Consider the following 20,386-nt stretch of genomic DNA (forward strand, 5'->3'; position numbering starts at 1 on the left):
CCGGATTCACTTCGTGCAAAACTCACATCGGAAGCATTGGCAAGGGAAATGAATTTATACATTATAGCATTTTTACGCGGGAATGTAACAAAGAACTTTACAGCCTCTTAAGTTGACCTAACCGCAGCGGAGAGGTATTCTAAATTGGACAATAGAGACCCTGAGGATAAGAAGGTAGATATTGTGCAGAATGTTGATCAGTACTATCCAACGACTGGCAGGGTTATCCTGCATGTGGATATGAATGCTTTTTATTGCTCGGTACATGAGGCAGAGGATCCTGACCAATTCAGAGGTAAGGCTACTGCGGTTGCGGGTAGCGTTGAATTACGGAAAGGGATTATTGTTACTTGTTCGTATGTCGCCCGCAGATTGGGGATCTCGACGGGTATGCAGGTTCAGAAGGCGCTTCGTATTTGTCCATCGCTTATCGTTATTAAGCCGGACTTCCATTTATACCGCAAATATTCTAATGCGTTTATGCAGATTGCTTATAGCTATACACCATTACTGGAAGCAGTGTCGATAGATGAATGTTACTTAGATATAACTGGCTCTCGACAATTCGGTACGCCTATGGAAATCGCGGAAACTATTCAGCGCCGTATAATGGAAGAATTGGGCTTGCCATGCTCCATTGGTATTGCTCCAAATAAGCTCCTGGCGAAGATGGCTTCGGATTTAAAAAAGCCAAATGGTATTTCGGTGCTGCGGCTGCGGGATGTACCTAAGATTTTATGGGATAAGCCCTGTAATGAAATGTTCGGTATCGGTGGAAAAACGGCAGAGAAGCTCCGTAAGCTGGGAATTTACAGCATTGGTCAATTAGCGGCGTCTGATGAGAAAATGCTGGTTGAGAATTTTGGAGTTATGGGCTCATGGCTAAAGCGTGCAGGGAACGGCATCGATCATGGGATAGTAAATCCTGAGCGAGAGCAAAGTAAGTCGATCGGACACACCACTACACTGCCGCGGGATGTTATTGGCCTTGCTGAGGTACGCCCCATTTTGCTGAATCTAAGTGATCAGGTAGCGCGGCGCTTGCGAAAGCAAGGGCTTGTGGCTTCAGGTGTGCAGCTTACCATTCGGACACCGGATATGAAGACCATTACACGTTCGCGGCAGCTTGAGGCGCCTTCAGAGAGTGGAGAAGATATCTACAAGTCTGTCTGTGATCTTTATGTTCGACATTGGAATGGTGAGAAGCCCGTTCGACTGCTTGGTGTGACCTTGCAAGGATTGATCGCTAAAGAGGATTCTGCAATTCAGCTGGATTTGTTCGATTACGAACAGCAGCCTAAGAAAGAGTCACTGACCAAGGCTATGGATATGCTTCGCAATAAGTTTGGTGAAAATGCAGTTTTGACCGCTGGGATGTTAAGTGACACCCATTCTGCAAGGCTCCGTAATCATAAGGAACGAGGCACCTCACTGCAAAAGGATAATCTGTTGTCTGTTGAGTCAGATAAAGATTGAAAAAACGTGTCGAAATTGATACTATAGAATGCGTCAGAAATGCAAACGTATTGAAAATCAATTGAAATTGTATTCTTTTTATATTAATATGAGAAAAATAAGACGCTGGTTCAACAGCGCAGCATTGCTTAACGGGAGGCAGAGAAAAAAATGGCTAAGTACACTTGGGTCGAAAAAGACACTTGTATCGCTTGTGGTGCATGTGGCGCAACGGCTCCTGATATTTTTGATTACGATGATGAAGGTTTGGCAGAAGTTATTTACGAAAATGACAGAAACTGCGGTGTGACAGCGATTCCGGACGATTTGTTTGATGATCTCCAAGATTCCTGTGATGGTTGCCCAACCGACTCCATTAAAATTGCGGACGAACCTTTTAACAAAGAAGGTTAATTACTCGATAAAGAGTAACGTGCGACACCAGATAAAGACATCTTCTGCGAACATTTTGTTCGGCTAGGGATGTCTTTTTTGCTGTGTCTGACCGATATTAATAAAGTAGGAATTATAAACTCTCGGAGGTTCCGATGAAGAACTCACAGCACCTCAAAGCATATGTACAGATGCACCCAGATAACAAAATGGCATGGTACTTGCTGGGGAAGGAATACTATAAGAACGGTCAACATGGAAAAGCTAATTATTGCTTCAATCAGGCTGGTGAAGTGTATGAGGCTTTCGAGCATAGTAAGGTACCTGCTGAAATGCTGCGCGAATACGAAGATGGATTGCTACAAGCGAGTCGCCAGCGTGAGCGTGGCCAACAAAGATTGAGATACATATCACTGGTGCTAATGCTTCTTATACTGTTAATGGTACCTTCAGCAGTGGCTCCGGGTATTGGTGTTACTGAAGAACAAGAAGTCCTTCAAGACACGGCAGCTCCAGAAGTCAAAGATCTACCAGATCCAAAAGTCTCCGTCCAAGAGTCAGTTATTGAGGCGAAAAAAGTGATGTATACAGCGCAAGAAAATGCAACTGAGGCTTCGCAAGGAAAGTTAATGGCGAAAATGCAAATGCGTAAAGAACCTTTTGAAGCTGCTGCGTTAGGGATGGAGCGAGAGGGAAAATGGCTGCTCTGGAAAGAAAAGCTTCCGCTAAATTTCACACTGCAAAAGAATGGAAAGGGACGGATGGTATATCAGTCTTACGATCCTAAGGTATGTGCATGTGAGCCGCCAGAGCAAGGGCAACTCGCCAAGGATGGAGCAGAATGGCAGGGTGACCAAGAGGAGCTTGCCACACTATGGAGTGCTATTCGGGCTTATCAAGATGCTAAAGGAAAGCTTCCAGATACATTAGCGGATTTGACACGATCTTTTCCTGAGAACTGGATAGGTGGGACGACCACCGTCATGAAGCGGGAATTCAGCCCTCTTAAAGCGGTGGCTAAGAACAAGATGGCACCGGGAACAGAAGACATAGCGGAGCCTTCAAGCTCATCTAACGATGGTGTGAGGACTATACCGACAGCATTAAGTGTGAGTGGAAGTGTTGCGAGTGACGTTCCTTTTTTTGATCAGCCGTTGAGGGTCGTTGTGGATAAACAAAATCACCGGTTGGCGGTAGTCAGCGGTTCTATTATTCTACGAAATTATGCGGTAGGACTTGGCGGAGATAAGACACCAGAGGGGAATTTCGTGATTACAGATAAAGTCGTCAATCCAAATGGTCGAGATGATGGGGATTTCGGCAGCAGAGGGCTTCAACTTTCGGACAGTAATTATGCTATTCATGGTACGAATGAGCCTGACAGTGTTGGTAAGGATGAATCCCTTGGATGTATTCGAATGGGCCGAGAAGATGTGGAGGAACTCTTCGCGCTGATTCCTAAAGGTACAACAGTAGTGATTAGTAAAGGGGTTCTGCCTGAAAAGCAGCTTGTGCCGGCTAAACGCTTCAGCTCTACTGCTAAGCATGATCAGACCAACCCCCACAAAGTATACCACTGGCTGAATTAGTTTCCTGCAACGATAAACAGAACGATGATTAGAAGAATTAGTAAAGTTAAACTGACGCCAATCCACATTAGCGCTTTACGGTTAACTTCTTCTTTCTTTTGCTGCAAAGTTGGTGGTTTACGTTTAGTAGACATACTGGGCATACCTTCTTTCTCTCTTAATCGCTGATTACACCTATATTGTAATGCGTTTACAACAAAATTACTATACTCTGCGTTATGTACTCAATATACTCGCACTGTAAAATACTTTTCTTTTGTTCAAGAAAAGGCTAAAATTAAGAAGAAACCTACAGAAACGGGTAGACACGTGGATTAGTGAAGTACCCCTTAAGGAGCGAGAACGGTGTTGTATCGTAATTTTGGTAAACCAATTTTTTTCAAGATTGATCCCGAGAAGGCTCACCATCTCGTCATAGGTGGATTGGATAAATCGTCATCAGTGCCAGGTGGAAGCGCGGCGCTACGTTTAATGTACGGAGTTCCTGAAACGGCGGATTTAGCGGTTGATCTGTTTGGCACGCATTTCCCGACGCCAGTTGGACTTGCTGCAGGTTTAGATAAAAATGCCGATGCGGTAGTCGGATTCTCTTCGATCGGGTTTGGATTTATGGAAGTGGGCACGGTTACTCCTAAGGGTCAACCGGGTAATGATAGCCCTCGTTTGTTCCGTCTTCCTTCGGATGAAGCGCTGATTAATCGAATGGGCTTCAATAATGAAGGGGCTGATGCTATGGCACAGCGTCTGAAGAAATTAAAGAATCGGAGAATTCCTATAGCAGTTAATATTGGCCGGAATAAGATAACTAGTAATGAAGCGGCTCATGAGGACTATCGTCAGTGCATCCGTACGCTTTATCCGTACGGTGATTTTTTTGTGGTCAATATCAGCTCGCCGAATACACCTGGTCTTCGCAATCTCCAGCATGGCAGTGAATTATCGTTCCTGCTGGCTCAAGTGAAGGAAGAAATGGAGATTCAGCGTAAAGCGACCGGGATTACCAAAAGCTTGTTGGTTAAGATAGCACCAGATGTAAGTGATGAAGAGCTGGAGTATATGGTTCAGACACTGACAGAAGCTGGTATGGATGGTATTATTGCTACGAATACTACATTGAACCGTGATGGACTTAGTCATGAAAAGGCTAATGAGACGGGGGGCTTAAGCGGCAAACCGCTGCGGGACCGCTCAACGGAGATCATTCGCAGTATTTATCGCCAGACGGAAGGCAAGATGCCGATCATAGGATCAGGCGGCATTTTCACCAGTCAGGATGCGTATGACAAGATAAGAGCAGGTGCGAGTCTGGTCGAAATTTATACAGCTCTCATCTACGAAGGACCGGAGGTTAACCGCAAATTGCATGCCGGATTACGGCAGCTATTACGGCGGGATGGATTCAGTCATATCTCTGAAGCAGTGGGCGCTGATCATCACTGAAGGAGACGAAAGGACAGGAGGACGAAGGCGATGGACGGCAGGGACTGGGGAACTTTTTTGCTTCCATATGAACAGACTGTGGAAGAATTGAAAGTTAAATTCAAAACAATGCGTTCGGAGTTGAAGAAAAGAGAGGAATACACGCCGATAGAATTCGTAACGGGGCGTGTAAAGCGGCTGTCAAGCATTCTGGAAAAGGCTAAACGGCTGAATGTGAAGATGGAAGATCTGGAGACGGGGATTGAAGACATTGCAGGAATTCGGATCATGTGCCAATTCGTGGAGGATATCCGCAGAGTGGCCGAATATATCCGGGCCCGTAAGGATCTTGAAGTACTCTATGAGAAGGATTACATCACTAATTATAAAGAGAGCGGCTACCGCAGCTTCCATATGATTATTAAATATCCTGTGCAAACAGCGCTTGGCCAGAAAATTGTGCTCGCGGAGATCCAAATTCGTACGCTAGCTATGAATTTCTGGGCTACCATAGAGCATTCCCTGAACTATAAATATCGGGAGAGTCTACCCGATGAAATGCGTGTTCGACTAAAGACGGCAGCTGAAGCAGCATCGATCCTCGACAGTGAAATGTCCAGTATTCGGGAAGAGATTCTGGAAGCACAGAAGACATTCGAGGAAAACTCGAATATGACCACTCAGATTCTCAAGGCCATTCATCAATTGTATTTCTATCACTTGGTGAATGAGGCTATAGATACACAGGCTCGCTTTAACGAAATATGGCAGGTTCAGGATATGGAAGCGATGAAGGAACTTCTAGATCATGTGCGGGGACTTCTTTCCGCAGCTAAAAAGGATAGTTTGCCGGATGGCTTATGAACCATTGTACTTGGAATACCTAGTGTACTTTAATCGTGACAGGGATTATTTCGAATGTCACGAGGTACTCGAAGAACTGTGGCTTGCCCAGGAACGAGATCCTTTGTACAAAGCACTTCTCCAAGTAGCGGTAGGGTTATACCATTTTCGCAATCAGAATGTGCGCGGTGCAGCTATTATGCTGAGTGGTGCTTCTGCCAAACTGGAAGAATATCCAGCAGCGACACTCGGCATTAATCTGGCGAAACTCGTGGAGGAAGTGAAAGATTATGTTCGGCGCTTAGCATCATATGATGAGCGGCCATTTTCTTATTACGATCTGACCATAGAGATTGTTGATCCGAGTCTAGCGGACCAAGTGGAGAATGCAGCTGTAGCTATCACACCGAATAACCCTCAACGACGTGGTCCTCAGAGACCGACATCCTTTCATCGTAAGTAAAAGATCCTCTATATATGAGTATTGTATAAGGGACACCCGTAGGGGTGTTCCTTGAATCTTTAAACACCTAAATTTTTGCAATACTATCAGGAGGACGTTATCATGGCGGCACAATTGCCCAGTTCTTTCAGCGAGCGTATGATGGACATGCTGGGAACAGATTATAATCAATTTGCGGATTCTTATAAGGAAACCCCATACGGAGGCGTCCGTGTTAACACCTTGAAGATTTCCGTGGAGAGCTTAAAGGCTCTTTCTACTTTAGGACTCGAACCCATTCCTTGGTGTCCGACAGGATTTTATACAGAGAATGGGGCTAGACCTGGTAAACATCCTCACTACCACGCAGGTTTGTATTACATTCAAGAGCCGAGTGCGATGGCACCTGTGGAATTACTTAATATTGAACCAGGTGATCGTGTACTTGATTTATGTGCCGCCCCTGGGGGGAAATCTACGCAGATTTCAGCCAAGCTGTTAGGAGAAGGATTGCTGGTTAGTAATGATCTTCATCCAGAACGGACTAAAGCTCTAGCTAAAAATCTGGAGCTGTATGGGGTTCGTAATGGTATTGTTTTGAACGAAAGTCCAGATCATATCGCGGCTGCATTCCCGCTTTTTTTTGACAAGATCTTGATTGATGCTCCCTGCTCTGGTGAAGGGATGTTCCGTAAAGATGAAGACATGGTGAAGCAGTGGGATTCAGGTACACCTGCCAAATATGCTTCCATGCAGCGGGATATTTTACGTTCTGCTGCAACAGCATTGGCACCGGGAGGTACACTTGTCTATTCCACCTGTACCTTTGCTACAGAAGAAAATGAGGGAATTATAGCGGAGTTTATTTCTGAACATCCACAGTTCTCAGTGGTAGCGGTAGGAGGTACAGGCTCATTCGCTCCTGGCTTCGGAGAACTCTCAGGTACAGCAAGACTGTGGCCGCATAAGGTGAAAGGCGAAGGACATTTCATGGCTGTATTGCAACATGGGGGAACTAAGCGCTCAATGGAGGAACGTGATCACTTAGAGGTCAAGTTAAACGAATCTGCAAGAGCAAGAACTACTACTCCAAAAAGTGCAGCACACGTTAAATCATCCAATAAATCAGAAGGAAGACGGGGGAAAGAAGGGAAACCCTCTCACAAACCTACTGGTGGTGGTGACCGTGGTCGGCAAGTTTCAGGTGACGAGCAAGCTTTGACTGCGTATGGAAATTTTGTGCGAGATCAGCTTGGGTGGGAACCGCAAGGATATCCGGTTCTGTTCGGTGACCATCTGTACATTTCTCCACTTCCTAAGGAAAGACTAAATGGATTAAAGACGATTCGTCCGGGATGGTATGTAGGACAAATCCGTAACGGAAGATTTATTCCAGGGCATCCAATGGCTACAGCTTTGCATCCGGAAGAAAGCTGCCGAAGTGTCTCACTCTCCAGTACGAATCATGAAGCTATTTCCTATCTTAAAGGAGAGACGTTGTCGATTTCTCAAGAACGTCTCTCTATTAGAATAGGAAGTGCCCAAAAGGGATACGTTCTGGTCTGCATTGATGGCTACAGCGCAGGCTGGGGTAAGTGGCAGGATGGCATACTCAAGAACGAATATCCCGCAGGCTGGAGGTGGATGTAACAATGAGCCAATCAGGTAAGCCCGCCAAAAAACAACGATTAGATAAAGTGTTGTCCCATATTGGAGTGGGGTCGCGCAGTGATATCCGTAAACAAGCTAAACAAGGCTTAATATTGGTGAACGGGACAGTGGTAAAAGATAGTGGGTACCATGTGGATCCTTATGCCGATAAAATAGAGGTAGGGGGAGAGGTTGTTACCTACCGTGAATTCATATATCTTATGATGAACAAACCCCCGGGTGTCCTGTCAGCTACGGAGGACAAGCGGGATCGGACGGTTTTGGATCTTTTAAAGCACGAATATGCACAGTTTGAACCGTTTCCTGTAGGAAGGCTAGATAAGGATACTGTGGGACTGCTGCTGCTCACTAATGATGGGAAGCTTGCCCATGAATTGCTGTCGCCACGTAAGCATGTCCCGAAAACGTATGAGGCAACCATCGAGGGCGATGTAGACGCGGATGATGTCGCGGCTTTTGCAGCAGGGGTGGAGCTGGAAGATGGCTACGTTACTTTACCTGCACACTTAACCATTCTTGGAAGAGAGCGCGGCAGCAAAGTGATTTCTCATATTTCACTTATCATCACTGAGGGGAAATTTCATCAGGTGAAGCGTATGTTTCAGGCGGTTGGCAAAAAAGTCACTTTTCTGAAACGTGTATCTATGGGAGAATTGAAGCTGGATGAAAGTCTGCCGCTTGGAGCTTGTCGGGAACTGACGTTAGAGGAACTGGCACTCTTAGGCGCAGAATCATCTCAAGGATAATATAGAAAAAGAAAGACAAGGATGGTGGAGTATGAGATACAAACTGATTGCACTAGATGTGGACGGTACGCTATTAAATGATGATCACCACTTAAGCTCTGAGAATAAGGAAGCTATTGCTGAGGTTACACGTCTTGGCGGTCAAATCGTATTGTGTACGGGACGCAGTCCACAGAACTCGATTCCTTTCATGGAGGAAATGGGGCTGACTGGTTACGTGCTTGGTCACAATGGAGCAGCGACGGTACGAGTGGAAGATCGAGAAGTGCTGCACCAATATGGTATGGATGCACGTGGTCTTGACCCCTATATTGACTATTGCCGTAAGCACAATATTCATTATGATGTGAATACTGCTTTTGATATGTATGTTGATAATGTAGAGAATCTGACTAAAGAAGCTAATTATATGTATGAGCACTTCCGTATTGTGCCAGCGACGCTACCAGCCTGGGAAGATTTCCGTGAACCGGTTGTTAAGTTTACTGTATTTACACAGCCAGAAATCCTTGACGAAGCTGAACGTGAATGGCGTACTTGGGCTCCTGAGTACAATATTTTGCGAAGTGGTGAATTTTTCGTTGATTTGATGCATCCCGAATCTTCTAAGGGCAACGCATTAAGAAATCTCGCTGTGAAGCTGGGAATTCCGCAAGAAGAAGTCCTCTCAATCGGTAATTATTTTAATGATATTTCAATGCTTACCTATGCGGGGATGGGCGTGGCGATGGATAATTCTCCTGTAGAGGTAAAAGCGGCAGCGAATGCTGTTACGGGTTCGAACAACGAGCATGGTGTGCGTGATGCGCTGGTTAAATATTGTTTATCCTAATAATGGAAAGCATAAAGCGGACTTGAGTCCGTTCTATGCTTTTTTTTGTTATGAAGGAAATAAAAGAGATACATAACAGAATTGATTCTATCCAAAAATAACCCGCCCTTAGGATTAACTAGAAAGGGCGGGACAATAGATTAACTTCCTGTATTAAAGTTTAATTTCCTCGTTCCGGCTAGGATCTCTATATTTATAGATACCAGGGTTCAGTTCAATTTTTTCGTCGAAAGGAATATCTTTGTAGCTATCAATATTAGTTCCTGTAGATATCATGCCCTTAGGTGTAATTTCAGGCACCACTTCTTTGCCATAAATCCGTAACGTAGTTTGGTTAACGCTTTTGAAGTGAGGAGATTTGGATGATGATTCAACAATCAAATTTTCGCCTTCAGTATAGTACGTGAATTCAATTTCTAATCCATCGACATCAAGTGAAGTGAACTGTTTTTCTTCTTTAGGTTTGTTTATTGTGATCCAATTCTTGCTGGTATCACGTTTCTCAATGACAGCATCCTTTAATATAAGTTTCATTGGAACATCGGACCAGTCGTTATACCATTCCGGAGATTCGAATTGAAATAAATGCTGGTAGCTTTCGGAATGATCTCCTTTCAAATTCCAACCCCCAGTGATTGTTTTATCACCTATAACCAACTGAGCGGTATTATAGTGGACAATTCCTTTTTTAAGCGAATCATTTTCATCTATTAGAATTTGGATATCCAAAGGGGTAACCACTAGCTGATCTAAGGTTATACCGGTCTTTTCTTGAAATTCAGGACTGTTATACAGTTTCTTAGTGTAAATCGCTTCACTTGCTTTTTGTCCATCTGCTTTAAAATCGAACTTCCACGTACCTGAAATTCGTTTCGCTTCTTCAATGTAACTAAAATGAAGACTAGCTTCCTTCCAATCTGATTCAGTTATATTGAAAACCTGTTCAATAAATAAATCCGATCCTTCGTTAGGCATGATGGTTGGAATTGCCTCATTCTCTTGACCAGCAGTACTAACTACCAAATGTGGGTTACCCCGTCCTAAGTCAGCTGGTGATGCAGCGACTTTGTAACGGATAATGGTTTGATTGGAAACTTGTCGAACGGATTCGATTTGAATGCTTGGGTATTGCTTAACTCCCGTATCAATTGTATCTCCTGCTTTATGATTAGATTGTAAGGGAATATTCCGATCACTGTAAAAAATGAGATTCCGTGCTTCAAACCTGTAGTCCTTTTTATCATCCTTTAATGTATCAGGTGTCTCATATACTCCAATGAGTTTCTGGCTTTCAGGATCGTATTCTAAATAACCGTATACCTTTGCCTTGGCACCGGATTCACTAGTCATAGTGTTTTCTTCTGTAGCAAATCCAGTATATTGGGATAGATCAGATTTAGTATCAAGTGATAACAGCATTTTCATTTTTTCTCCGTCAGTTACAACACCGTTCAAATTCATTGTTACTCCTGAACTGGAAGCTTGAAGATTATACTGTTGACCGATGCCATTATTTAATGCATTGCTCACACTTCGACCACCAATTTTATCCCAATTAATCGTCATACTAGCGAATACAGGAATGGCTACAAGTAAGAGGCAAGAGAAGACAATACTGATAGGAATAACCTTTTTATTAGACCTAGGAGTATTCTGGGAGGAATGCAGATTTCTTTGACGTGTATATGCCTCTTGTTCTATGGCAGTCCACATCAAATCATAATCCGGTCGGGGAATATGTTTATCTTTTTCAATATAGAGACTCATTACTATTCAGCTCCTTTAGTTGGGTTCCACCCATTCTATTTAGTATTTTAAGTCCCTTGTTCAGTCTGGATTTTACAGTTCCTTCGGGTATGCTCATAACTTTAGAGATCTCGGGTACAGTCAATTCGTTTATAAAACGAAGGACTACTACCATTCTGATTTTGTCGGAAAGCTGACTGTATAACCCTTGTAATTCTTTTTTAGTTTCCTGTCGATCCAAACGTTTTTCTACAGGGTTTGATTCCTCAGACCTGGATAGTAAATAATTACGTACTTCTTTCATCCACCCCGTCTTACGCCTTTTGATCACACTGTTGCACTCATTCGAAGCAATTCGTAAAATCCAAGCTTTCAAGTTTCTTACCTTCGACTTATCCGCTAAGATAACTTTTACAAATACCTCTTGGGAAATATCCTCCGCATCTGCCTGATTTTTCATTAAGTAGTAACAAAAATAATATACTTGTTCTTTATAGAGCTCGAAAATTTCCCGGTCACTCATTTTGCTGCACCCCCTGTCTTTGCTGTTCTCATTAATAAGACTTATAAGCGTATGTAATCGTTCATTTTTCATTTTGATTGTAGTATTTCTTCTGAGTATCATAGCGAATTCGAATGGAAGATAAGTCGTTTACAGGTAATTATAACCATGATAAAATTAGCGGTGGGACATGCGTCCGTAATCTATTAAAACTAATTGAATGTCCGCGTTAAAGGTAAAATCATCGAAAGATGATGACACAAAGCCATGGGTCTAAAGCCTTTCGACAGAAGGAAATGATCGCCAGGCCGCCATAGGGATGTCTTATGAAGCATAAAGGATAGCTCTAAGAATATGTAGTCTATTTTGAGCTCTTTTATTATTTCGACCTATACGGCGTTACATTATCGCAAGGGGCCGAAAGGGGAAGTACATGAACAGTTTTTTCAAAACAATAGGTACTAGTTTGGCAGTAGGTGCTTTATTGCTGTCCGGAACGATCGGATGGATGTCTAATCCAGGAGTAGTGTCAGCAGCTACCTCAACAGTAGTAACCGCGGATCAGATGATCAGCAAAGTAACGGCAGCCTCCAAAGCAATAAAGAATTTCCATCTGGATGTGACCAAAAAACAGGATATTCAAAGCGGCGGGGTGCGTATCAGCAACACCAACACTCTGAAGCTGGATATCAACCGTCTGCCGAATTTTGCCGCAGCAGGCACTGTCGCTAGTAGTCTTTTAGAAACATCGTACAGTCTATATGCCAATGACAAGGAGTTTTACTATCTTGTAGACGGAAGTGAACTGATCGATGAATCTGAAGATGAAGGTTACGACGATGACGGGGAGCCAATCGATCCTGATGCACAATATTGGCTTGGACTGGAGAAAACGGAATGGGATGCCTTTTACTCTAAAGGCCAATACGATCCTGTTTTCATGCTTGATTCGGTCAAAAGTTATAAAAAATCCATGAAAGTCAGCACTGCTGGCGCACAAACAGTCTTACAATTCACGGTAACCGATCCGACAGCAGCTAAGGGGATAATCAAACTCTATGACCAGGAGAACCTCTGGGATGGAGAGACAGTTCAACCCAAAAGTGTAACGTGGAAATTATTCGTCAATACTAAGACCTGGCAAACGGAAAAGCTGACAGTCGATCTGAGTTATGTGCTGGTAAGTGATGGAGCCAAAGATACATACACCACGAAAATCGAAGCTAAATATTCCAAAAATAATAAAGGTGCAGCCATTGTAAAACCGGCCGAACTAGAATAATAAGGACGATTCATAACGAGCGAAAAGCGCTGTTCAGCGGAACAGCGCTTTTTGTTGTATCCAACAGCAGTTCTTTATTAGTTGACAAGAATAAATCATTGCTGTAATTTATATGTATGCGCATGTATATAATAATTTATCTAAATATAATTTAATGAAAGTTGGGAAAAAGATGATAGCACTAGACACAGCATTAACTTTTCGCAGAGGGCTGACATTAAAAAACCGAGTGGTTATGGCTCCAATGACCACACGAATGAGCTTTTATGACGGTGTAGTAACACAAGATGAATTGAAATACTATTCGCTAAGAACGGGCGAAGTAGGTGCGGTCATCACTGCGGCAGCAAATGTACAAGAGGGTGGAAAAGGATGGGAAGGTGAACTTAGTGTTTCCTCCGATGAATTTATTCCTAGCCTTAGCCGATTAGCATCTACTATTAAACGAAATGGAACAAAAGCTATTTTACAGCTATTCCATGCAGGAAGAATGACAGATTCAAAAATATTGCGTGGCGTACAACCCGTTTCCTCCAGCGCCATTGCTGCCGAACGTCCGAATGCAGAAATTCCAAGAGCATTAACAGAAGATGAAATTTTCGGTGTGATCGAGGATTTTAAAAAAGCGACTCAACGTGCTATTCAAGCTGGATTTGACGGGGTAGAAATTCATGGAGCAAACACATATTTAATCCAACAATTCTTCTCTCCACACTCCAACCGTCGTGAAGATCAATGGGGCGGAAGCTTAGAGAAAAGATTTAATTTCATTAACCAATTAGTGGATGCAGTTATTGCTGTCGTTGACAATTCAAAGATTAAGGATTTTATTGTCGGGTATCGTTTTTCTCCAGAAGAATATGAAGAGCCTGGAATTAAAATCACCGATACCTTTTATCTCATTGATAAATTAGCTGATAAAAGGCTGGATTATCTGCATATTTCATTAGGGGACTTCAAGAAAGTATCTGCATCAGAAGATTTTAAAGAAAAATCAATCCTGCAATATGTGCATGAGAAAATCAATGGCCGTATACCTTTAATTGGGGTAGGAGATATCCGTACCAAACAGGACGCAGAGGACACGTTGACAAATGCTGAATTAGTAGCAGTAGGACGGTCTCTTATCATTGATCCTCATTGGACAAGTAAAGTACTGGAGGGTAAAGAAGATCTCATCAGAAGAGTACTTGCTGATCAAGATAGAGAAGAACTTGTAGTAGAGAATGGTATTCTAGAATTCCTTAAATTAATGATGCCTGATCGTTTACGCTAAACCCAAACACAGTTTTGAGGTCTAAATCTATAACGTTCCGCGGTAAATTCCGCGGAACGTTATTTTTCTGTAACGACTCTATTCCCTCTTTAAGATTGTTGTCGTATGTTTCAACATTCGATTCATGAGATTTCGCCGTTCTGTTTTTATGTCGGTGTCGCTTCTCTTTAATGCGTCGCGGATGGGGATGATCTCTGTAATTTTCCTGCCGCTTTTTATTCTTCGATCTACACAAGTCGGGATGTAACCTACGTTAGTTATACTCGTGTGTCCTTTTTCATCCTTCTTTATTTTAAGCGTAAGAATGATACCGCTTTGTGTATAAGGAATATTCATTAGTTTAGTCGAAACAAAATTCCCCAATGAGTAAATAACGAATTGTTTTTTTCCACGAAGCGCTAACGGTTGAAGAACATGTGGGTGAGACCCCAGTATGATGTCGGCGCCATTTTTAAAGAAGAGATTGACCAGCTCTTTTTGCCTCTTGTTTGGAGTGTAACGATATTCGCTTCCGAAATGCAGATAAAGCAAGACTAGATCGACTTTCTTTTTTAAATCTCGAATCTCCCGAATGATCTTGGGCGTAGATATCCGGTTAACCAGCCATGGCTTACTCACTGGTACAGGAATTCGGTTGGTTCCTGCTGTGTAGGAGAGGATGCCAATCGTAATTCCTTTGACGTTTTTAATAAGCGTTCTCTTGGATTCTTCTAATGATTTAGCTGTTCCCGTGTGGTCGATTCCATTACGGTCCAGAACTCGTAACGTCCGAACCAGACCCGGGGCACCATAATCCATGCAATGATTGTTGGCCGTTACTAATACGTCGAATCCGGCTTCCTTAAGTGCAGGGGCCAGTTCGTCTGGACATTTGAATATCGGACCGCCTGATCGGGGACTTTTCCGGCATTCGGGGCCACTTCCAGCAAAGGTGGTTTCGAGATTGCCAATCGTCAAATCAGCCTGTTTCAGATAAGGAGCTACTTTTGCAAACAGGGGGCTGAACGAATAGGTTCCGTCAGGCTGTTTAGCATCCGAAATAATATAACGTTTGACCATTAGATCTCCCACAGCAGCTATTTGTATTTCAGTCATGGATATCCACCTTTTTATTATTTTCATTAGGATATGGCATAAAGTTGTTATGGGTTATTCTTTCTTTAAGGCGAAGTGCAAACATTTGTGTGGGTTTTTATTTAAAATGTGACTCAACGCATAATCATTTTATTTAGATCGTCTAAATTTAAGGTATTCATTTTTTTCAAACTTTTATAATTTGATTCAAATCCTCTTTTTTGTTTGGCAGCCATAATAAAATAAGGTTGTTGATAAACATTATCAATCAATCATTGGAGGTTAAAGAAATGAGTACACAATTCAAAAAAATCGCCGAGGATACTTACTGGATAGGTAAAATCGATAACCGCCAGGTTCCATTTCACCGCCTGATTCTGGCAAAAGGAACTACCTATAATTCTTATTTATTAAAAACAGGTAAGCCGACTGTCATTGATACCGTAGATATGGAATTCGGACGTGAATATGCCGAGTGTCTGGGTGAAATGATTGATCTTCTAGATATCCATTACATTGTAATTAATCATACAGAGCCTGATCACTCTGGTGGACTGGCAGCACTCGCCGCCAAGGCTGCAAATGCCACGATCGTATGCACCGAGATTGCTGTTCCCGAATTGCAGGAAATGTACAAGCTTCATAGCTGGAACTTCCTGGTGGTTAAAGACGGAGATAAGCTGGATATTGGCGGGAAAACGCTGCTGTTTAAAGAAACACCGTATCTCCATACCGCTGAAACGATGATAACCTATTGTATCGAAGATCAAATTTTATTTCCTTGTGATATTTTCAGCACGCATGTTGCGGTGGAAAATCTATTCAGCGATGAAGCCGGGTTTGATATTACGGAAGATTTCCAGGGCTATTACGCAGCTATTATACATCCTCATAGAAGATATGTAAGAACACTGTTAGAGGCGGTTAAGGATCTTGAGATCCGGATAATCGCTCCTTCCCATGGGTTTGTGATTCGGAAGGACATACGTAAATATATCGGGATGTACGCCACGTTGAGCCGTGAAACGACGCAAGGAAAAAAGGCAACGATCGTATATACCACCATCAAAAACAGTACCAAGAAGATGGCCAAAATCTTACAGGATTGCTTGCAGGAAAATAATATAGAGACAGAGGTCTGGGATGCAGATAAAAGTAGTGCCACCGATATTCTGAACAGTATAACGTCAGCTGACGCGGTCTTTATTGGCAGCTCCACTAAATACGCGGACATGATTGGGAACCTGGAGAACATTCTGAAAGAATTGCACAATATGAATCTGGAAGGTAAACTTGCTGCAGCCTTTGGCTCCTACGGCTGGAGTGGTGAAGCCATTGAAGTCATTCAGGATTATCTGAATGGAACAAATATGACGGTGCAAAGCACATCTGAGGTTATTAAATCCACGGGGATGACACATGTAGAGTTCCCTGTACGAATCAGATTTTCCCCGAAAGAGCCTGAGAAAGTTCAAAAAATTAAAAACGCGGCTGAATTTGTTTCGGATTTGCTGCTGAGTTCATTTTAGGGAGGAGGAACATAGGATGACAAAACATTACGTTATAGTTGGCGGCGGAGTAGCCGCCGTCCATGCCGCCAAAGCCATCCGTGATCAAGACGCAGAATCGGAAATTTCGATCCTCGGGGAGGAAAGTCAACTGCCCTATAACCGGATTAAGCTGACCAAAGGGCTGTTTACCGACCTGCACAGTGAGAAGGTGCTGATTAAAAAGGAAAAATGGTACCGCGATAATCGTATATCCGTAAAAACCTCGACCCGAATCAGTTCTGTCCACCCGGACCGGCAAATTGTTGTGACAGAAGATGGGCAAAGTGTTTCTTATCATAAGCTTTTATTGTGTATGGGAGCGAAGAATCGTACACTCTCCCTTGAGGGCTTCGGCCTGAACAATGTCCATACCCTCCGGGATATGAACGACGCGGACAGATTGAAAGAAAACCTGCAGGATGGCAGCCATGTAGCCGTAATTGGTGGTGGAGTGCAGGGAATCGAAACCGCTTGGGCGCTGCATGAAGCAGGATATCAGGTAACGGTGATCGAAGCTTTTCACCGGTTGATGGGCAGACAGCTTGATGAGAAATCCTCACAGCTCCTTAAAGAGAACCTTGAACAAGCAGGTGTGAAGGTTATTCTTCAAGCAGATGTGGCGTCTATTACAGGATCAGAGTTTGTTACCGGAATTACGCTGGATGACCAATCTCATTTTTCCTGTGACCATGTAGTCTACTCCATTGGTATTGTACCTAATACGGAACTGCTAAATGGCTCGAGTATTCAAGTCCGGCAGGGCATTATCGTAAATGAACAAATGCAAACAAATGATCCGCATGTGTACGCTGCCGGAGATGTTGCTGAAATTAACGGGCATGTGGAAGGACTGTGGGGCGGAGCGATGGAGCAGGGCCGGATTGCCGGCAGTAATATGGTCGCCAATCTGACTGCGTATCGTAGAGCTGTTCCGGTTACATTGTTTAACGCTTTTGGAGTCTCTTTATTTTCGATAGGCAACGTTGATGAGCGGTATTGCTATACGGTGGTGAACGGAGAAGAAAATGGGGCGTATACGCGTATCTTTGTGAAAGATAACACAATAATCGGTGCGATATCCTGGCAAGGTGCAGCTGCTTCTCTGGCGTATAAAACCGCTGTGGAGCAAGGCATCCCCCTTACGGGGATTGATGTTAACGGGAGTAGCATCGTGGAAATTATGGCTGAAGTACAATCCAGATTGAACTAAACTACTAACTTTATAGGAGATGACAATGATGAAAAAATATATCTGTCTACCATGTGGCTATATCTATGATCCGGCAGTAGGCGATCCTGATGAGGATGTTGTTGCAGGCACTGCATTTGAAGACTTGTCTGAAGATTGGGTTTGTCCTGTATGTGGTGAAGATACAAGCCATTTTGCGCCGGTTGAAGAGAAAAAAACTTCTGCATCTTAAAGGGAAGTAAGGTTTATAAAAAAAATGAACAACAGGGGGGACAGTTATGAAGGAGTATTCTTGCCAATACGCTGCTGAACCTTGTACCCGCAAGGTGCCGATTTTTGCTGCGTTAAGCGATGACGATCTCTCCCGGATCAGTGCCATGATCAAACATCGAAAGTTCACCAAAGGTCAACCGTTAATTCTGGAAGGAGCACCGTCGGATACGCTGTACATTATTCAGCGAGGCCATGTTAAATTATCCAAAATTACTCCCGAGGGCAAGGAACAAATTTTGCACATCTTGACGAACGGGGATTTTTTCGGGGAACTGAGCATTTTTAACAGCGATGAGCTGAGCAACTTCAGTGCTTATGCTCTAAAAGATACTAACATTTGCATGCTGACTCGAACAGATATGGAGCAGCTGATGACGGAAAATCCGGATATTTCACTCCGGCTGCTGAAGAGTGTGACCAAAAGATTAGCCCATACAGAAAATCTGGCGCAGAGCTTGGCGACCAAAGATCCAGAAATACGAATTGCTTATATGATCATGGAACTCGGTGACAAATATGGCAAACAACGTGGTGCTCATATTCATATTGACCTTCCGTTGTCTCGTGAAGAACTGGCCAGTTATGTTGGGGTCACCCGCGAAACCATCAGCAGAAAATTCTCAAGGTTTGAAGATTCAGGCCTTATTGAACTAATTGGAAACAAGCAAATGCTCATTATAGATCCAGCGGGTTTGGAAAGTTATATGGGGTATTAAAATAGTAATTAAAAATCTAAAATGATAAAGCGGCATTTCTACCATAGACTACGGTAGAGATGCTGCTTTTTTTAGGGGCTCGCTTGAATTCCAGCTCGATTATTACTGGATATACCCTAAAGAAAACACAAGCTTACTCATAGAAAATCCATATTGCAAGCGCTTTATTGCAGGTAGAATGAGGTTAGATTCAATCACTATTCGAGGAAATGGAGGAAAGCTGATGCCACATATTGAGATTAGGATGTACGAAGGCCGAACGAGTGAGCAGAAGGAGGAGATCGTTACTGTATTCACACGGGAGTTATCCCGAATTATTGAACGGGAGGAACGGTTTATTACCGTCGAATTTCAAGAAATTCCCTTAGATGAGAATGCTCCAGCGAACCTGCTGAAAAAAGGACCTATAGGAAACGGTTATGAAGGCTAAGTTAACCGGGATTGACCTTATTAACTACAAAGCCGACACGAGAAGGTCACTGCTCTCAAACATGTGGAAATTCAGAGCACTCTATGTGATCGCGATTCCCGGGATCTTGTATTTTATCATTTTCAAGTACTTGCCGTTGGCCGGTTCAGTGATTGCGTTTCAGAACTACAACATTTTTAAAGGCTTTACAGGTAGTGAATGGGTAGGGCTTGAGCACTTTAGGACGATGTTTCAATACCAGGATTTCGGAAGAATCTTAAGCAATACGATTCTGCTAGGCTTGTATGATCTCATATTTGCCTTCCCGGCTCCAATATTGCTTGCGCTTCTGCTGAATGAAATCCGTCTTGTGTTTTACAAACGGTTTTTGCAAACGGTGGTTTATATGCCCCATTTCCTGTCCTGGGTAATTGTGAGCGGTATCGCCTTGGGTATCCTCTCCCCAGGAACAGGGATTGTGAATCAGGTTTTACAAGCCTTCGGCTTCGAACCGATTTATTTTCTTGGTGAAAATTCATATATTCGCACGATTTTGATCAGTTCCGGCATTTGGAGGGATTCCGGGTACGGTACGATCATTTATCTGGCCGCGCTGGCAGGAATAAATCCAGATCTGTATGAGGCTGCTGAAGTGGACGGAGCCGGGCGCTGGAAACAAACCTTAGCCATTACACTTCCATCACTGATACCGACGATTATGATTTTGTTCCTTCTCCATATCGGGAGATTTCTTGATCTTGGCTTCGAGCGGGTATGGGTATTCCTGAACGCGCTTAATACTGGGAACGGGGAGATTCTGGACACTTATATCTATAAGGCGGGGCTGCTGTCTCAGCAATACAGTTATACAACAGCAGTGGGGCTATTCAAGTCGGTAGTTGGACTCATTCTGGTGCTCATCGGCAACATTTTGAGCAAAAAAACAACCGGTGAATCGCTGTATTAATCGCTCTTTATG

At 43.3% G+C, this 20,386-nt stretch carries 21 protein-coding genes and 1 riboswitch; of the genes, 17 read left to right on the plus strand and 4 right to left on the minus strand.

All coding sequences use genetic code 11. The features are described from left to right. The first annotated feature begins 144 nt into the window (after positions 1–144). The 3 genes from NYE25_RS00355 (at position 145) to NYE25_RS00365 (ending at position 3,437) form a co-directional block, all read left to right on the plus strand. Positions 145–1,476 carry a DNA polymerase IV gene (locus NYE25_RS00355; protein ID WP_445164917.1) on the plus strand — a complete coding sequence of 444 codons (1,332 nt, stop codon included), beginning with the start codon at positions 145–147 and terminating at the stop codon, positions 1,474–1,476. A 150-nt stretch (positions 1,477–1,626) separates the two neighbouring features. Beyond that, positions 1,627–1,869, plus strand: coding sequence for a ferredoxin (locus NYE25_RS00360; protein WP_042186857.1), 243 nt, complete (start codon positions 1,627–1,629; stop codon positions 1,867–1,869). Between the two features lie 134 nt (positions 1,870–2,003). Next, positions 2,004–3,437 (plus strand): L,D-transpeptidase family protein, encoded by a 1,434-nt coding sequence (locus NYE25_RS00365; protein WP_341144814.1) that lies wholly within the window; start codon positions 2,004–2,006, stop codon positions 3,435–3,437. Here the strand turns inward: NYE25_RS00365 and NYE25_RS00370 are convergent. After that, a complete protein-coding gene (locus NYE25_RS00370) occupies positions 3,434–3,571 on the minus strand; it encodes a hypothetical protein (protein ID WP_167348489.1) in 138 nt (45 codons plus the stop codon). The genes NYE25_RS00365 and NYE25_RS00370 overlap by 4 nt on opposite strands. Positions 3,572–3,782: 211 nt before the next feature. On the opposite strand from NYE25_RS00370, the gene NYE25_RS00375 reads away from it, so the two are divergent. From NYE25_RS00375 to NYE25_RS00400, 6 genes are all read left to right on the plus strand, one after another. After that, positions 3,783–4,877 carry a quinone-dependent dihydroorotate dehydrogenase gene (locus tag NYE25_RS00375; RefSeq protein WP_341053684.1) on the plus strand — a complete coding sequence of 365 codons (1,095 nt, stop codon included), beginning with the start codon at positions 3,783–3,785 and terminating at the stop codon, positions 4,875–4,877. 30 nt (positions 4,878–4,907) lie between these two features. Further along, a complete protein-coding gene (locus NYE25_RS00380; protein WP_042126350.1) occupies positions 4,908–5,720 on the plus strand; it encodes a GTP pyrophosphokinase in 813 nt (270 codons plus the stop codon). Beyond that, a complete protein-coding gene (locus NYE25_RS00385) occupies positions 5,710–6,162 on the plus strand; it encodes a DUF309 domain-containing protein (RefSeq protein WP_042186863.1) in 453 nt (150 codons plus the stop codon). Before NYE25_RS00380 ends, NYE25_RS00385 begins: the two co-directional genes overlap by 11 nt. Before the next feature lie 102 nt (positions 6,163–6,264). Further along, the gene (locus NYE25_RS00390; RefSeq protein WP_341144815.1) at positions 6,265–7,791 is read left to right on the plus strand and encodes an RsmB/NOP family class I SAM-dependent RNA methyltransferase; all 1,527 of its coding nucleotides are present in this window, start codon (positions 6,265–6,267) and stop codon (positions 7,789–7,791) included. 2 nt (positions 7,792–7,793) lie between these two features. Continuing rightward, a complete protein-coding gene (locus NYE25_RS00395) occupies positions 7,794–8,558 on the plus strand; it encodes a pseudouridine synthase (protein WP_341144816.1) in 765 nt (254 codons plus the stop codon). Between the two features lie 31 nt (positions 8,559–8,589). Continuing rightward, on the plus strand, positions 8,590–9,390 hold the full coding sequence (locus NYE25_RS00400) for a Cof-type HAD-IIB family hydrolase (protein ID WP_042186870.1): 801 nt from the start codon (positions 8,590–8,592) through the stop codon (positions 9,388–9,390). A 153-nt stretch (positions 9,391–9,543) separates the two neighbouring features. On the opposite strand, the gene NYE25_RS00405 is transcribed toward NYE25_RS00400, so the two are convergent. Together NYE25_RS00405 and NYE25_RS00410 are read right to left on the minus strand one after the other, a co-directional pair. Next, a complete protein-coding gene (locus tag NYE25_RS00405) occupies positions 9,544–11,157 on the minus strand; it encodes a DUF4179 domain-containing protein (protein WP_341144817.1) in 1,614 nt (537 codons plus the stop codon). After that, entirely contained in the window at positions 11,141–11,659 is a 519-nt protein-coding gene (locus NYE25_RS00410; RefSeq protein WP_341053688.1) for an RNA polymerase sigma factor, read from the minus strand. The genes NYE25_RS00405 and NYE25_RS00410 overlap by 17 nt, the downstream gene beginning before the upstream one ends. Before the next feature lie 203 nt (positions 11,660–11,862). Further along, a riboswitch (cyclic di-GMP riboswitch) is annotated at positions 11,863–11,954 on the plus strand. A gap of 117 nt (positions 11,955–12,071) precedes the next feature. On the opposite strand from NYE25_RS00410, the gene NYE25_RS00415 reads away from it, so the two are divergent. Next, the gene (locus NYE25_RS00415) at positions 12,072–12,920 is read left to right on the plus strand and encodes a DUF6612 family protein (protein ID WP_341144818.1); all 849 of its coding nucleotides are present in this window, start codon (positions 12,072–12,074) and stop codon (positions 12,918–12,920) included. A gap of 112 nt (positions 12,921–13,032) precedes the next feature. Next, a complete protein-coding gene (locus NYE25_RS00420) occupies positions 13,033–14,196 on the plus strand; it encodes an NADH-dependent flavin oxidoreductase (protein WP_305953471.1) in 1,164 nt (387 codons plus the stop codon). Between the two features lie 78 nt (positions 14,197–14,274). Here the strand turns inward: NYE25_RS00420 and NYE25_RS00425 are convergent, their stop codons facing one another. Then, complete coding sequence (locus NYE25_RS00425; protein ID WP_076130122.1) at positions 14,275–15,291, minus strand: CapA family protein; 1,017 nt, start codon at positions 15,289–15,291, stop codon at positions 14,275–14,277. 269 nt (positions 15,292–15,560) lie between these two features. Between NYE25_RS00425 and NYE25_RS00430 the strand changes: the two genes are divergently transcribed. The 6 genes from NYE25_RS00430 (at position 15,561) to NYE25_RS00455 (ending at position 20,374) form a co-directional block, all read left to right on the plus strand. After that, positions 15,561–16,799: an FprA family A-type flavoprotein gene (locus NYE25_RS00430; protein ID WP_341144819.1), complete on the plus strand. Its 1,239-nt coding sequence runs from the start codon at positions 15,561–15,563 to the stop codon at positions 16,797–16,799. Between the two features lie 16 nt (positions 16,800–16,815). After that, positions 16,816–18,030 carry an NAD(P)/FAD-dependent oxidoreductase gene (locus tag NYE25_RS00435; protein WP_340968714.1) on the plus strand — a complete coding sequence of 405 codons (1,215 nt, stop codon included), beginning with the start codon at positions 16,816–16,818 and terminating at the stop codon, positions 18,028–18,030. Between the two features lie 28 nt (positions 18,031–18,058). Beyond that, positions 18,059–18,241, plus strand: coding sequence for a rubredoxin (gene rd / locus NYE25_RS00440; RefSeq protein WP_076283155.1), 183 nt, complete (start codon positions 18,059–18,061; stop codon positions 18,239–18,241). Positions 18,242–18,287: 46 nt separating this feature from the next. Then, the gene (locus tag NYE25_RS00445; RefSeq protein WP_076298531.1) at positions 18,288–18,998 is read left to right on the plus strand and encodes a Crp/Fnr family transcriptional regulator; all 711 of its coding nucleotides are present in this window, start codon (positions 18,288–18,290) and stop codon (positions 18,996–18,998) included. A 223-nt stretch (positions 18,999–19,221) separates the two neighbouring features. Further along, the gene (locus tag NYE25_RS00450) at positions 19,222–19,428 is read left to right on the plus strand and encodes a tautomerase family protein (protein ID WP_060624355.1); all 207 of its coding nucleotides are present in this window, start codon (positions 19,222–19,224) and stop codon (positions 19,426–19,428) included. Further along, a complete protein-coding gene (locus NYE25_RS00455; RefSeq protein ID WP_076298530.1) occupies positions 19,418–20,374 on the plus strand; it encodes an ABC transporter permease in 957 nt (318 codons plus the stop codon). Before NYE25_RS00450 ends, NYE25_RS00455 begins: the two co-directional genes overlap by 11 nt. The last annotated feature ends 12 nt before the right edge of the window (positions 20,375–20,386 follow it).

It is taken from the genome of Paenibacillus sp. FSL E2-8871 (genome assembly GCF_038000345.1).
Taxonomy (GTDB): domain Bacteria; phylum Bacillota; class Bacilli; order Paenibacillales; family Paenibacillaceae; genus Paenibacillus_AQ.

Bases quoted from the DNA above. Each gene is read 5' to 3' on its own strand.
- NYE25_RS00360 (WP_042186857.1), top strand. From the start codon at position 1,627: ATGGCTAAGTACACTTGGGTCGAAAAAGACACTTGTATCGCTTGTGGT.
- NYE25_RS00365 (WP_341144814.1), top strand. From the start codon at position 2,004: ATGAAGAACTCACAGCACCTCAAAGCATATGTACAGATGCACCCAGAT.
- NYE25_RS00370 (WP_167348489.1), bottom strand. From the start codon at position 3,571: ATGTCTACTAAACGTAAACCACCAACTTTGCAGCAAAAGAAAGAAGAA.
- NYE25_RS00380 (WP_042126350.1), top strand. From the start codon at position 4,908: ATGGACGGCAGGGACTGGGGAACTTTTTTGCTTCCATATGAACAGACT.
- NYE25_RS00385 (WP_042186863.1), top strand. From the start codon at position 5,710: ATGGCTTATGAACCATTGTACTTGGAATACCTAGTGTACTTTAATCGT.
- NYE25_RS00390 (WP_341144815.1), top strand. From the start codon at position 6,265: ATGGCGGCACAATTGCCCAGTTCTTTCAGCGAGCGTATGATGGACATG.
- NYE25_RS00395 (WP_341144816.1), top strand. From the start codon at position 7,794: ATGAGCCAATCAGGTAAGCCCGCCAAAAAACAACGATTAGATAAAGTG.
- NYE25_RS00400 (WP_042186870.1), top strand. From the start codon at position 8,590: ATGAGATACAAACTGATTGCACTAGATGTGGACGGTACGCTATTAAAT.
- NYE25_RS00405 (WP_341144817.1), bottom strand. From the start codon at position 11,157: ATGAGTCTCTATATTGAAAAAGATAAACATATTCCCCGACCGGATTAT.
- NYE25_RS00410 (WP_341053688.1), bottom strand. From the start codon at position 11,659: ATGAGTGACCGGGAAATTTTCGAGCTCTATAAAGAACAAGTATATTAT.
- NYE25_RS00415 (WP_341144818.1), top strand. From the start codon at position 12,072: ATGAACAGTTTTTTCAAAACAATAGGTACTAGTTTGGCAGTAGGTGCT.
- NYE25_RS00420 (WP_305953471.1), top strand. From the start codon at position 13,033: ATGTATGCGCATGTATATAATAATTTATCTAAATATAATTTAATGAAA.
- NYE25_RS00425 (WP_076130122.1), bottom strand. From the start codon at position 15,291: ATGACTGAAATACAAATAGCTGCTGTGGGAGATCTAATGGTCAAACGT.
- NYE25_RS00430 (WP_341144819.1), top strand. From the start codon at position 15,561: ATGAGTACACAATTCAAAAAAATCGCCGAGGATACTTACTGGATAGGT.
- NYE25_RS00435 (WP_340968714.1), top strand. From the start codon at position 16,816: ATGACAAAACATTACGTTATAGTTGGCGGCGGAGTAGCCGCCGTCCAT.
- rd (WP_076283155.1), top strand. From the start codon at position 18,059: ATGAAAAAATATATCTGTCTACCATGTGGCTATATCTATGATCCGGCA.
- NYE25_RS00445 (WP_076298531.1), top strand. From the start codon at position 18,288: ATGAAGGAGTATTCTTGCCAATACGCTGCTGAACCTTGTACCCGCAAG.
- NYE25_RS00450 (WP_060624355.1), top strand. From the start codon at position 19,222: ATGCCACATATTGAGATTAGGATGTACGAAGGCCGAACGAGTGAGCAG.
- NYE25_RS00455 (WP_076298530.1), top strand. From the start codon at position 19,418: ATGAAGGCTAAGTTAACCGGGATTGACCTTATTAACTACAAAGCCGAC.